The sequence below is a fragment of the Pseudomonas sp. GCEP-101 genome (assembly GCF_025133575.1).
GTDB lineage: Bacteria > Pseudomonadota > Gammaproteobacteria > Pseudomonadales > Pseudomonadaceae > Pseudomonas > Pseudomonas nitroreducens_B.
Genome location: NZ_CP104011.1, coordinates 1,393,866 through 1,407,413, shown reverse-complemented (window position 1 = coordinate 1,407,413; position 13,548 = coordinate 1,393,866). Strand labels below are relative to the sequence as shown.

Sequence of the window (13,548 nt, the reverse complement as noted above, 5' to 3'; positions counted from 1 at the left end):
ATGCTTTAGCTGACGAGGATGATGACCGCCGAGTCACGCTCGCGCCAGGATTTGACGGAAGAAGGCGACGAATTTCCGGGCAGATCGTGCAGGGACGTATGAATGAAAACGGGAGCCACAGAGGGCTCCCGTTTCTGACAGCAGGCGAAACTCAACGGTATTCGATGCCTGCTTTCTTGGTGCTGACGCGAGTGCCGGACTTGCCCTGGGTGATGGCAACGATGTTTTCCAGCGAGCCGATCACCGCGTCCTTGCCGGTGTTGCGGGCGAACTCCATGGCGGCCTGGACCTTCGGGCCCATGGAGCCGGCGGCGAAGCCGAGGCGCTCGAGTTCGTCCGGGTGGGCCTGGGCGATGGCTTTCTGGGTCGGTTTGCCCCAGTCGATGTAGGCCGCGTCCACGTCGGTGGCGATGATCAGGATGTCAGCCGACAGTTCCTGGGCCAGCAGCGAGGAGCACAGGTCCTTGTCGATCACCGCTTCGACGCCGGAGAGTTTCTTGCCGGATTCGTCGTACATGGTCGGGATGCCGCCGCCGCCCGCGCAGATGACGATGGTGCCTTTCTCCAGCAGCCACTTGACCGGGCGGATCTCGAAGATGCGCTTCGGACGCGGGCTGGCCACGACGCGGCGGAACTTGTCACCGTCCGGGGCGATGCTCCAGCCTTTCTCCTTGGCGAGGCTTTCGGCCTCTTCCTTGGTGTAGACCGGGCCGATGGGCTTGGTCGGGTTCTGGAAGGCCGGGTCCTTGGCGTCGACCTCGACCTGGGTGAGCAGGGTGGCGAACGGCACTTCGAACGGCAGCAGGTTGCCCATTTCCTGTTCGATCATGTAGCCGATCATGCCTTCGGTCTCGGCGCCCAGGACGTCCAGCGGGTAGGGGCTGACCTTTTCGTAGGCCGCACCCTGCAGGGCCAGCAGGCCGACCTGCGGGCCGTTGCCGTGGGCGATCACCAGTTCGTTGCCCGGGGCAACCTTGGCGATCTGTTCAGCCGCGATCCGTACGTTGGTGCGCTGGTTGTCGGCAGTCATGGGTTCGCCACGACGCAGCAGGGCATTGCCGCCCAATGCGACGACGATACGCATATTCATTTCCTCCGAAAGAGTGGAAACGCGCCCGGAGCCTGCGCGTGGCGCGGCTCCGGGGCGGCCCGGCATTACATGTCGGCGAGGGTCGAAACGAGGATTGCCTTGATGGTGTGCATGCGGTTTTCCGCTTGCTCGAAGGCAATGTTGTACGGGGATTCGAAGACGTCTTCGGTCACTTCGATGCCGTTCTTCAGGTTCGGGTACTGTTCGGCGATCTGCTTGCCGACCTTGGTCTCGCTGTTGTGGAAGGCGGGCAGGCAGTGCATGAACTTCACGCGCGGGTTGCCGGCGGCCTTCATCATCTCGGTGTTGACCTGGTAGGGCAGCAGTTCCTTGATGCGTTCGCCCCAGGCTTCCACCGGCTCACCCATGGATACCCACACGTCGGTGTGGATGAAGTCCACGCCCTTGACCGCGGCTTTCGGGTCTTCGGTGATGGTGATGCGGGCACCGCTTTCCTCGGCGAACTTCTTGCAGGCGGCGACGTGTTCGTCGGTCGGCCAGAGTTCCTTCGGTGCGGCGATGCGCACGTCCATGCCGAGCTTGGCGCCGATCAGCAGCAGGGAGTTACCCATGTTGTTGCGGGCGTCGCCCAGGTAGGCGTAGGCGATCTCGTGCAGCGGCTTGTCGCTGTGCTCGCGCATGGTCAGCACGTCGGCCAGCATCTGGGTCGGGTGGTATTCGTCGGTCAGGCCGTTGAATACCGGTACACCGGCGAACTTGGCGAGTTCTTCGACGATTTCCTGCTTGAAGCCACGGTACTCGATGGCGTCGTACATGCGGCCGAGGACGCGGGCGGTGTCCTTCATCGATTCCTTGTGGCCGATCTGCGAGGAGTTCGGGTCGATGTAGGTGACGTTGGCGCCCTGGTCATAGGCGGCGACTTCGAAGGCGCAGCGGGTGCGGGTCGAGGTCTTTTCGAAGATCAGCGCAATGTTGTTGCCTTTCAGGTGCTGCTGCTCGGTACCGGTGTACTTGGCGCGCTTCAGGTCGCGGGACAGGTCGAGCAGGTAGCGCAACTCGCGAGTGCTGTGGTGCATCAGGCTGAGCAGGTTGCGGTTGTGCATATTGAAAGCCATGGTCTATCTCCTTGTGGGATTCGTTCTCGGCCCTCGTCAGTACAGCTCGTGGCTGGCGGGGCTGGCGGCCCTGGCTAGGGCCGCCACATGAGGTGCTTGCGCTCTGGTTGAGGTAGTCGCGTCTATCTGTATAGCGCGCGGATCAGTAGTCGATCGGATCGCGGATGATCGGGCAGGTCATGCAGTGACCGCCGCCACGGCCCCGGCCCAGTTCGCCGGCGCTGATGGTGATGACTTCCACGCCGGCCTTGCGCAGCAGGGTGTTGGTGTAGGTGTTGCGGTCATAACCCACCACCACGCCCGGTTCGAGGCAGACCACGTTGTTGCCGTCGTCCCACTGCTCGCGTTCGGCGGCGAAGCTGTTGCCGCCGGTTTCGACGACGCGCAGTTTCTTCAGGCCCAGCGATTCGGCGACGACCGTGAGGAAGTCCTTGTCTTCGCGCTGGATGCTGATGCCGTAGGGGCTCTTCTCGTCGGGGCGCAGGATGAAGGGAACGATTTCCTTCACCACTTCCGGGAAGACGGTGACCAGGTCGCGGTCGCAGAAGGTGAAGACAGTGTCCAGGTGCATCGCGGCGCGGGATTTCGGCAGGCCGGCGACTATGACTTTCTCGGCGGCGCCCTTGGCGAACAGCGCCTGGGCTACCTGGCCGATGGCCTGGCGGGAGGAGCGCTCGCCCATGCCGATCAGGACGATGCCCTTGCCGATCGGCATCACGTCGCCGCCTTCCAGGGTGGAAGAGCCATGGTCCTTGTCCGGGTCGCCGTACCAGACTTCGAAGTCGGCGTTGGTGAATTCCGGGTGGAACTTGTAGATCGCGGTGGTCAGCAGGGTTTCCTGACGTCGCGCCGGCCAGTACATCGGGTTCAGGGTGACGCCGCCGTAGATCCAGCAGGTGGTGTCACGGGTGAACTGGGTGTTGGGCAGCGGCGGCAGCAGGAAGCTGGAGTGGCCCAGGTAGTCGCGGTACATCTTCAGCGCCTTGGCGCCTTCGCTTTCCGGGATATCGTCGGAGGCCACGCCACCGATCAGGAATTCGGCCAGCTTGCGCGGCTCCAGGCTTTCCAGCCAGCCACGCAGTTCCTGGGTCAGGCCCAGGCCGACGCTGTCGGCGGTGATCTTGCGGTCGAGAATCCACTTCAGGGCTTCGGGGTTCTGGACGGTCTCGGTCAGCAGGTTGTGCATTTCCAGGACGTCGATGCCGCGTTCACGCATCTTGGTGACGAAGTCGAAGTGGTCGCGCTTGGCCTGGTTCACCCAGATAACGTCGTCGAACAGCAACTCGTCGCAGTTGCTCGGGGTCAGGCGTTGATGGGCGAGTCCAGGCGAGCAGACCATCACTTTGCGTAGTTTGCCAGCTTCAGAATGAACGCCAAGTTTGGTTTTTTCCGTGCTCATGAGATGTCTCCAGGAGTTACAGAGTGAGGAAGCCGTCGTAGAGGCCGTAGGCCGCAATCAGCGCACCGATCACGACTGCCGCGAAGATGAGCTTCTCGACGTTGGTGAAGATGGGTTGGCCCACTTCATGTTTCGCTTTGGCGAAGAGGATGACGCCGGGGGCGTACAGCAGCGCCGACAGCAGCAGGTACTTCAGGCCGCCCGCGTAGATCAGCCACACCGCGTAGATCACCGAGATACCGGCGATGATCAGGTCTTTGCTGCGCTCGCCCGGATCGTTCTCGTAGGTCTCGCCCTTGACGGCCAACAGCAGGCCATAGGCGGCGGACCAGAAGTACGGGACCAGGATCATCGAGGTCGCCAGCAGCAGCATCTTGGTGTACGGGTCCATGCCGTTCGGGTCACCGGAGGTGAAGAAGGTGATCACCAGGAAGACCTGTACGCAGATGTTGGTCAGCCAGAGGGCGTTGGCCGGCACCTGGTTGGCGTTCTCCTTGCGGAGGAACTCCGGCATGGTGTGGTCCTTGGCGGCGGCGAACATGATCTCGGCGCACAGCAGGACCCAGGAGAGCAGGGCACCGAGCAGGGAGATCAGCAGGCCGACGCTGATCAGCACCGCGCCCCAGTGACCGACCACATGCTCCAGTACCAGCGCCATCGACGGGTTCTGCAGCTTGGCCAGTTCCGGTTGGGTCATCACGCCCATGGACAGGACGTTCACCAGCACCAGCAGCAGCAGGACGGTGATGAAGCCGATCACGGTGGCCTTGCCGACGTCCGAGCGTTTTTCCGCACGGGACGAGAAGATGCTTGCGCCCTCGATGCCGATGAACACCCACACGGTGACCAGCATCATGTTGCGCACCTGGTTCATCACGCTACCCAGGTCCGGGTTGCTCTTGCCCCAGATGTCAGCGGTGAAGATGTCCAGCTTGAAGGCGAACAGGCAGATCAGGATGAACAGGAACAGCGGGACGATCTTCGCCACCGTGGTGATGGTGTTGATGAACGCCGCTTCCTTGATCCCGCGCAGCACCAGGAAGTGCAGGGCCCACAGCAGCACCGAGGCGCAGACGATCGCCGCGACGGTGTCGCCCTTGCCGAAGATCGGGAAGAAGTAGCCCAGGGTGCTGAACAGCAGGAGGAAGTAGCCGACGTTGCCGAGCCACGCGCTGATCCAGTAACCCCAGGCCGACGAGAAGCCCATGTAGTCACCGAACCCGGCCTTGGCGTAGGCGTACACCCCACCGTCGAGTTGCGGCTTGCGGTTGGCGAGGGTCTGGAACACGAAGGCCAGGGTCAGCATGCCGACGGCAGTGATGGCCCAACCAATGAGGATGGCGCCAACGTCCGCGCTGGCCGCCATGTTTTGCGGGAGCGAGAAGATGCCCCCGCCGATCATCGAACCCACAACAAGAGCTGTCAAAGCGCCTAGCTTTAATTTTTGGCTGCTTTCTTCTGACATTTCAGAATCTCCCTATAGGAAGTTGGAGAGTGAAGCTATTGAGCGCCTTTCCCCGGGGCGGGCCCCTGACTCAGGTCAATAGCTTGCTATCCAATGTATTAGGCAGTACTTCCTGCTCTGCCCACCCCGCATAAACCATAGGAGAGGTTTTGCATTCCCGCCCCGATTTAGAGGGGATTTCGTGAAATTTTGATCGCGCGCGGATGACGGCTTCGTGGCAGCCCCTCGCGTGGCGCGGCGAGCAGGTGCATTAGCGGATTGGTGCTGAATGAGCACATCGCCTGTGCGACGCGGGATTCGCGCGTGTAGGGATTATCTGAAGGGAGCTGAAGGCTCAGCGAGAGGAAATTGGCCGGGGCAGGATCGCTGCACCCGGCGATGCGCCTTGCGAGTCGAAAGCGCGAGATGGCAAGAAGCCGGAAGGACACCGCCGGGTTCGTGGCCCGCCGGGCGCGGCGTGCCGGGCACGTCGCGAGGTGTGATGCACAAGGCAATCGCACCCGTGTGGAGGAGCAAGGTGTGTGCCAGGACTGCAGACTACGTCACAGTGCTCTACGACGCTGTTCTCCCTTGGTCGCAGGCAAGGGCATCGGCGGATTTCTGCTCAGGCGTCGCTGTCGTCGGCGGAATTTCCGCCACTGCCGGAGAACAGGAGGCCATGCTTGCGCAGCTTGTCGTGCAGGGTCTTGCGCGGCACGCCCAATGCTTCGGCCAGGCTGCGTAGCGAGCTATGCGGACGGCTCATCTCGGCGGCAATCAGGGCGCGCTCGAAGGATTCCACCTGCTCGTTGAGCCCGGCGCCGGGCGTAACGGCCATCGCGTGCCCGTGACTCTCATCCAGGCCCAAGTCCAGGCCGAGCGCATAGCGTTCTGCCGCGTTCTGCAGTTCGCGGACGTTGCCCGGCCAGCCGTGGGCCAGCAGTTGTGCGCGCTGTGCCGAATCCAGCGGGCGCGCGGTCAGGCCGTGGCGCTGCGCGCCCCGTTCGGCGAAATGCTGGAATAAAAGAAGGATGTCGTTACCGCGCTCGCGTAGCGGTGGAATGCGCAGGCTGGCGACGTTCAGACGGTAGTAGAGGTCGGCGCGGAAGCGGCCTTCGTCGGAGGCCAGGCGGAGGTCTTCCTTGGTCGCCGCGATGATGCGGATGTCCAGCGGGATCAGCTGGTTGGAGCCGAGGCGCTCGACGGTACGCTCCTGCAGCAGGCGCAACAGCTTCACCTGCACATCCAGGCTCATGCTTTCGATTTCGTCGAGGAACAGCGTGCCGCCGTTGGCGAATTCGAACTTGCCGATGCGGCGCTTCTGCGCGCCGGTGAAGGCGCCTTGCTCGTGGCCGAACAGCTCGCTTTCGACCACTGACTCAGCCAATGCGCCGGCGTTGATGGCTACGAAGGGGCCGTTGCGGCGGCTCGACAGGTCGTGCAGGGCACGGGCGACCACTTCCTTGCCCGAGCCGGTCTCCCCCAGCACGAGCACGTCCGCCTGGATCGCCGCCAACGATGCCACCTGCTGCTGCAACCGCTGCATCGGCGCGGACTGGCCGACCAGCCGGCCACGGACTTCCTTCTGTTCGGTGAGGGCCAGGCGCAGGCTGCGGTTTTCCAGCACCAGGCGGCGTACGTCCAGCGCGCGGCGCACGCTGTCCAGCAGCGCATCGCTGGGGAAGGGTTTTTCCAGGAAGTCATAGGCGCCGGAGCGCATGGCTTTCACGGCGAGCGGCACGTCGCCGTGGCCGGTGATCAGGATCACGGGCAGTTCGGAGTCCTGCGCGTGCAATTGTTCCAGTAATTGCAGGCCATCGATGCCCGGCATGCGGATGTCGCTGACGATCACTCCGGGCCAGTCGCGCGCCTGCTGTGGGTCGATCTGCCGCGCGTCGCCCAGCGTAACGACGTGGAAGCCCGCGAGGTCGAGTGTCTGGCAGAGCGCCTGGCGCAGGTGCGGATCGTCATCGATCAGCAGCACCTGGGTGGTGGAATCGAACGGCTCGGCCGAACTCATGCGCGGGTTTCCTCTTGCGGCGTCAGGGTCACGCCGGGGATGCCCGGCAACAGGTGCAATTGTACGAGAGCGCCGCCCTCGGGGTGATTCCCGAATTCCAGGTGTCCGCCCAGCGTGCGCAACAGCGTGTCGCAGATGGCCAGGCCCAGGCCCAGACCCTTCGCGCTGGTCTTGGTGGTGAAGAACGGCTCGCGCGCGTGGGCCAGGGCTTCGTCGGAGAAGCCGGGGCCGTTGTCGCGCAACGACAGGATGATGCGCTCGGGCGTCTGCTCGGCGGTCAGCCAGATGCGCCGCGGCAGGCCCTTCTCGGCCAGGGCATCGAGGGCGTTGGAAATCAGGTTGGAGAGGATCTGCCGCAGCCGCGTCTCGCCGGCCTGTACCCAGATCGCGGCATCGGGCAGGTCGCGGAGCAGCTCCACGTTCATCGCCTGGCGACGCGGCGCCACCAGCGCCAGGGCATCGTTGATCGCCGGCTGCAGCGCCACGTTTTCCGGCGCGCGCCGGGCGCCGCGGGCATAGGCCTTGAGGTGGCCGATGATGGAGGCCATGCGCCCGGTCAGCTCGCCGATCTGCACCAGGTTGCCGCGGGCGTCGTCGTAGCGCTCATGGTCGAGCAGCACGCGGGCGTTGTCCGCATAGCTGCGGATCGCCGCCAGCGGCTGATTGAGTTCGTGGCTGATGCTGGCGGACATGGTACCCAGCGCCGTGAGCTTGCCGGCCTGCACGACCTCGTCCTGCGCGTGCATCAGCTCGCGCTGCGCCTGTTCACGGTTGCTGACTTCTTCCTGCAAGCGGATGTTCGCGCTTTCTAGCTCCTGGGTGCGCTCCTGCACCCGCAGCTCCAGTTCGTGCTTGGCCTGGGCTTCCAGCGCGATACGTTCCAGGTAGTGACGGCGGCTGATGGTCAGCAGCGAGAGTAATAAAAGGAGGGCGACCAGCGTGGCCGCGCCGATCAGCACGACGCTGCGCACGGGCGCATCGACCTGGGTGCGCGGGGTGTAGATGCTCACCGTCCAGCCGGTTTCCGGCAGATGGCTGCTCTGGCTGATCCAGCGCCGCGGGTCGATCTTCAACGGCTCCGGGTGGAGCACCGGGTACGGGATGTTCTCGGCGATCTCGCGCTGCTTGGCAGGCGACAGCTCCTTTGCCGTGTGGAAGCGCCAGGCGTTGCTGGAGGACAGGATGACGACACCGTTGGCGTCCATCACCAGCAATTGCTCCGGCGTGTTGCCCCAGAGCTGCTCCATGTGTTCGAGGTCGACCTTGACCACCAGCACGCCGAGCAACTTGCCACCGTCTCGCACGTCGCTGGCGAAGTAGTAGCCGCGCCGTTTGGAGGTGGTGCCGAGCCCGAAGAAGCGCCCCTGCCGACCCTGCTTTGCCTCCTTGTAGTAGGGGCGGAAGGAGAAGTTGCGGCCGACGAAGCTGTCGGGCTGATCCCAGTTGGAGGCCGCGTGGGTCATGCCGTCCGCCTGGATCAGATAAATGACATCCGCCCCGGTGCGCCCGCGGATGCGCTGCAGTTCCAGGTTGGCCGCGTTCTGCGCCGCCAGGCTCTGCGGCGCCTGCAGCGCGGCACGCAACGTCGGCAGCTCGCCGAGGATCGGCGGCAGGTCCTCGTAGCGCCGCAGCGTGCCCAGCAGGTTGGCGACGTAGAGGTCGAGGGTCTGCTGGTTCTGCTCGGCCAGTTGCTGGCTGTAATAGCGCTCGGCGAAGTGGTGGAGGGGCCAGAGCAGCGGTGCGAGCAGGAGCAGGAGAAGCGCCAGCGAGCGCCAGCGGGTCAAATGTAGGTTCAAGGCGGCGTACATCGCATGCGGTTGTTTCCGCCGTCGATGCTACACCGATCAGCGCACGATGGGCTGCAACTGCAGCAGTTTCATCAGGCGCGCCACGCTCTCTTCGAGACTCAGGTGATCGGTGTCGATACGCTCGAAGGGGGCCAGCGGTTCTTCGTAGGGCGAACCGATACCGGTGAAGTCTGGCAGGGCTCCCGCGCGCGCTTTCTTGTACAAGCCCTTGGGGTCGCGCTCCTCGCAGACGCTGAGGGTCGTGCTCAGGTGGATTTCGCGAAAACGCTCTTCGCCGATGATCTGGCGCGCCTGGTCGCGATCCTGGCGGAAGGGCGAGATAAAGGAGGTGATGACGATCAAGCCGGCATCGTTCATCAGTTTGGACACCTCGGCCACTCGCCGGATGTTCTCTGTGCGGTCTTCGTGGCTGAATCCCAGGTCTTTGCACAGGCCGTGGCGGACATTATCGCCGTCGAGGACTACGGCAGAGTAGCCCAGCTCATGCAGGGCATACTCAAGGGCAAAGGCTAGCGTCGACTTGCCCGAACCACTCAGGCCGGTCAGCCAGAGTGTCGCCGGCTTCTGGTGCATCCGATTGTTGCGTTCGTCGATGCTGAGGCGGCCGGTATGCCAGCGTAGATTGCGGTCGGTCATGGCGTCGGTTCTCTTGCGATGCGGTACCTGTCAGCTAACGTAGCCGCGGCCGCAATAATGGTCATCCAGCGTCAGGCGCTGCAGCATGTGTTCTTCTTCCGCGCTGGGGCGTTCTATGAACAGCGACCATAAGCGCAGAGCAAACTCCCTGGGTGGGCGCAGGCCTGGTAGCAGGTTTTCACGTAGCTCGCGAGCGTGTGCAACATACGCCAGCGCCCCTTTTTGGACTGCTCGGCGCGTCACACAGGCGAGCCTTTCCTGCTCGGTTTGCGGTAGAAACCGCCCGAGCGGGTGGCCGGCGTCGTCCAGTTCATAGCGCAGCAATTGGGTGTCGTCGGCGCTGAGCAGTTTCTCCAGCTGAAAGCTCTGCCGGTACAATTCCGCGCCCGGCTGCAGCCGCGTAGCCTGGTCCAGGAAGCAACCCTGCGCCCAGACCCCGAGCGGCTCCACCACTTGGCCGATGTCCTTGTCGGTAATGAAGTAGTAGCCATGGATCGGGCGCGCTAACAGCCGGGTGAGCTGGGCCTGAATAGTGCCGGAATAGCCGACATCGACCACCGCCGTGTTCTGCGCCAACGCCAGGGGGGTCGACTGCAGGTACGCCATCATCGCCGGGCGCTCGCGGGCTCCCTGCTCCAGTAGTTCTGCCTGTAGCGCCTGCAGCACGGGGACGATGGAACGGATATCGTTGTCGATCACTTCCACCTGCTGCTCTTCGCGCCAATGGCCGGCACTGATCAACTGCTGGCGGCGCTCAGCGCTCAGCTGATAGCCGAAGCGTGAGTCGAGGAAGTTTTCCAGACTGTTGGCAAAGTAGGTGGGCCGCGCGAGGCGCTGGATGTCCTCCCAATCCGCGAGCCGAGCCATGGTGGTGGCCCGTCGCGAAACCACCAGGTAGTGCGCGGATGGAGTGTCCTCCAGCCCTTCGCACCAGAGGTCGTAGGCTGCCTTTAGCAACTTTCCTTCGCGGGACAGGAAGTGCAACTGGTCAATCCCGTCGCGCTGCGCGGTATGCCACAGCCAGTCGGAGAAGCTCGCCAGCAATGGGCCGAGGATGTTGTAGCCGAGCAGCTCGGCGTCGTCCCGAGTGATTTGGCGCACTGGCAGCCCCGCGTAGGTAAGCGGAGAGAAGTTGCGCCGTAGCAGGAGACCCAGCATGAGTTCGTGGTCCAACTCGGAATGGCGCTCACATTCTTCCACCAGTGGTCGGAACGCCGGAAGGCCCCGGGCCAGTTCGGTCGGCCGGAGCAGGTGCACCGTGCGAATGCCCAGGTCGTCAGGAATCTGGAAGTCCGAGCGCTCGTTGTCGCCGATCATCAGGAGGTCCTGGGGGGCCAACTGGCGATCACGCAGGACGTGATGGTAGAGCTCGCCCTGGTCCTTGCGCACCCCGACCTCGTTGGACAGGTAGAAGGTCATCCAGCCGTCGATACCGTTGCGACGAAGCATCTGCTCGATACAACGGCGCGGGAGGAACATGTCGCTGATCAGCAGGACCGGTTTGCCCAGTTGGCGAGCATGCATGAACAGGGCGACGGCTTCTGGGCGGGCGCTGACGCTGGCCAGCTCGATGCGCTCTTCGAGTGTTTGGAGTTGGCGCCGTTCCTCATCCTTGATGCCGGTTAGACGCTGCAGTTCGGCATAGATCTCGTCCAGGCCGACGTCTCGCCCGGCACGCTCGCGGGCGCGCCCCTCGGCGCTGGCGCGGTAATCGAGATAGAGGCCGCCAAGGGTGGCGCCGGCCTGCCGGGCGACCAGTTGCTTGGTGGATTCGGCATTGATCAGCGGCCGCAGCAGCAAGGTATCGAAGATGTCGAAGGCGACCGCTTTGGTCTGTTCGGCCGCAATCGCGTGTTGCAGGTGTTCATGGCTGCGGGCGAAGTAGTGGTGCAAGCCCCAGGGCGACCAGGCGTGGGGTTGAGAGTCGGCAAGGATCGCGATTGGCAGTTCCTGTGCCTGGCTGCTCAAGGTCAGCAGTCGCTCCAGGCAATGGGCCAGGGTCCCGTCGCGCTGGCCCGCTTCGGCCTCGAAGTCTTCCAGTTTCAGTTGAGCATCGAACAGCGGTTTGAGCGCTTCGCTGCGAGCCCAGAACATACTGCCGGCGGGGTAGTGAAAATAGCCTTCCGGCACCCGCGCCAGGCCGATGCGCTGTGCCCAGGTATGACCACGCGAACGGTTGGCCAGCCAGGTGTTGGCCATGTAGGGCAGACCGTCGTAGTTCTGCGGGTAGACGATGCCGCATCGGTCACTGTCGAGCAGCGTGAATATCGAGCGGATTCTGTCGGAGCTGCCCAGCAGCGACTCGCACAAGTACTCTCGCCAGCCCTGCGTAGCGCCCCGGTTGTAGAGGGATTTCTTGCTGTGCAGGTGCAACAGATAGTCGTAGTTGCGCAGCACTTCGCCGAAGGTGCAGAAGAATGGCGCCATGTCGCGCCCACGGTTTTCCACCTGTTGGAGGTGCAGGGCGCCACAATTTGGCAACGCGGCGAAAATGCGCTGAGCCACTTCTGACGCTGGCTGATCGCAAACGGAGACGAACAGGTCGTAGGTAAAGGGCATGTTCGCGAAATAGCTGCGAAATTCCTCGGCGAGATCGCTGTAGAACAGATGCAGATGAATCGCGATTCGGCCGTCGAGCGTGCTGCAGGCTGGTACGCGCTGGATATCGATCAGCTCCGGAGCCCGTTGATCGTCGCCAACGCCCTGTCGACCAAGGTTGCGCCACTGTTCGTAGTGCGGCACACCCTTGAAGGCAAAACCCATATGCCGGTAGACCAGGCGCACCATCGGGTCGCGATAGGCAACGGGCAGCTTCCAGTAGGCGCTGCGGCCTAATTGCACACCGTAGTTGCGTAGGCTGATCAGTGCCTCGCGGTGTCTTCCGCTGAACAGTCGGCTGGTGAAGCGGACGGGCTTGGTCAGCATCCACGAGGTGGAGGACTGGATCTTCTCTACAGTGGCACGGGAATCCTTGAGTGCCTGGCGGGTCTCGTCCAGCTCCGTGTCCAGACGTTTGCCTCGCTGCTGAGCGGCGCTCAGTTCAGCTACCAAATTGCGCAGGCGCTCGGCTTGTTCCTCCAGCCGTTGCTCCAGGGCCACACGGGTTTCCTCTACCTCCTCCGCCAAGGCTACGCGCCGTTGGTGTTCGCTATTATCGTGGCGGTGGAACAGCGTAAGGGCGTCGCGTTGGGCTTCAAATTGTTCACACAGGGAGTGCAGCAGGTCCTGCGTCTCGGTCTGTTCCAGGGAACGCCGATCAGCGGCCAACTCCATGCATAACCGATAAAGGTCCAGCAGTGCCGCCGGCGCCTGATTGGCCAGCTCAGGGTCGTCGATGGCGTGGCGGCCGTGCTGCAACTGATCGTCGAGGAATTCATGGACGTATTCGTCGAGGCTTTCACGGCTGCCGGGCTGGAGGTCGAGACGGGCGGCCATGCGCATGACCTGACCCTCTGGGTCGCCCATCAAGTACTCATAACAGATCACCAGGCGTCGGCTGTCGTCGCTGTGGCGCAGCGCATCGAGGGTGTGCTGTTGCCACAGTGCCAGGCTCTTGGCCGTGCTGAAACCGTCGCGCAAGGCAAGCGACCGGGCCACGCTAAGCGGGTGTCGCACGCAGATAACGTAATTGGCCTCGATGTCCTGGCGCTCCAGCAGGCGGCGCCAGAATGGCAGCAATCGGCTGATGCGCGGGTCCTTCAGGCCCAGCAGCGGGGACGTGCGGAAGCGCTCGTCGAGGTAGCGTACGGCACGCTCCTCCAGGTCGACGGTTAGCTGGGCATCAAGCTGGCGCTCGTCGAGCGGTGTCAGCGAGTCCCAGTGGCCGCCCAGGCGCTCCAGCAGAACTTCATTGATCGCCACAACTTCGCGGTCTTCCCAGAAGCCCTTATCATTGTTGCCCTCTACCGCTTCGGTGAGGTTCTCGCCCAGATCCAGATTGAGTGCCTGCAGTCCGCGCGTGAGCGCGCTGGTCCCGCTGCGATGCATGCCGAGGACGATCACAACCTTGCGCCGATGCTGCACAAGCATTCTCCGTACTGCGTTGTTCTTGTTGTGGTGGTATTGCGCCAAACCG

The 13,548-nt window shown here is 63.4% G+C and carries 8 protein-coding genes; all 8 read right to left on the bottom strand.

What is annotated here, in order from left to right:
• Nucleotides 1-151: 151 nt before the first annotated feature.
• The 8 genes from arcC to N0B71_RS06330 all read right to left on the bottom strand — a co-directional run bounded on the left by arcC (nucleotide 152) and on the right by N0B71_RS06330 (nucleotide 13,544).
• Entirely contained in the window at nucleotides 152-1,084 is a 933-nt protein-coding gene (arcC, locus tag N0B71_RS06365) for a carbamate kinase (RefSeq protein WP_259757910.1), read from the bottom strand.
• A gap of 71 nt (nucleotides 1,085-1,155) precedes the next feature.
• A complete protein-coding gene (locus N0B71_RS06360; RefSeq protein WP_259757909.1) occupies nucleotides 1,156-2,166 on the bottom strand; it encodes an ornithine carbamoyltransferase in 1,011 nt (336 codons plus the stop codon).
• 142 nt (nucleotides 2,167-2,308) lie between these two features.
• Nucleotides 2,309-3,565 (bottom strand): arginine deiminase, encoded by a 1,257-nt coding sequence (gene arcA, locus N0B71_RS06355; protein WP_259757908.1) that lies wholly within the window; start codon nucleotides 3,563-3,565, stop codon nucleotides 2,309-2,311.
• Nucleotides 3,566-3,581: 16 nt separating this feature from the next.
• A complete protein-coding gene (gene arcD, locus N0B71_RS06350) occupies nucleotides 3,582-5,030 on the bottom strand; it encodes an arginine-ornithine antiporter (RefSeq protein WP_259757907.1) in 1,449 nt (482 codons plus the stop codon).
• 604 nt (nucleotides 5,031-5,634) lie between these two features.
• Entirely contained in the window at nucleotides 5,635-7,029 is a 1,395-nt protein-coding gene (gene dctD / locus N0B71_RS06345; RefSeq protein ID WP_259757906.1) for a two-component system response regulator DctD, read from the bottom strand.
• The gene (locus N0B71_RS06340) at nucleotides 7,026-8,837 is read right to left on the bottom strand and encodes a sensor histidine kinase (RefSeq protein ID WP_259757905.1); all 1,812 of its coding nucleotides are present in this window, start codon (nucleotides 8,835-8,837) and stop codon (nucleotides 7,026-7,028) included. Before N0B71_RS06340 ends, dctD begins: the two co-directional genes overlap by 4 nt.
• A gap of 36 nt (nucleotides 8,838-8,873) precedes the next feature.
• Complete coding sequence (gene cysC / locus N0B71_RS06335; RefSeq protein WP_259757904.1) at nucleotides 8,874-9,473, bottom strand: adenylyl-sulfate kinase; 600 nt, start codon at nucleotides 9,471-9,473, stop codon at nucleotides 8,874-8,876.
• A 30-nt stretch (nucleotides 9,474-9,503) separates the two neighbouring features.
• Complete coding sequence (locus tag N0B71_RS06330; protein WP_259757903.1) at nucleotides 9,504-13,544, bottom strand: rhamnan synthesis F family protein; 4,041 nt, start codon at nucleotides 13,542-13,544, stop codon at nucleotides 9,504-9,506.
• Nucleotides 13,545-13,548 lie beyond the last annotated feature (4 nt).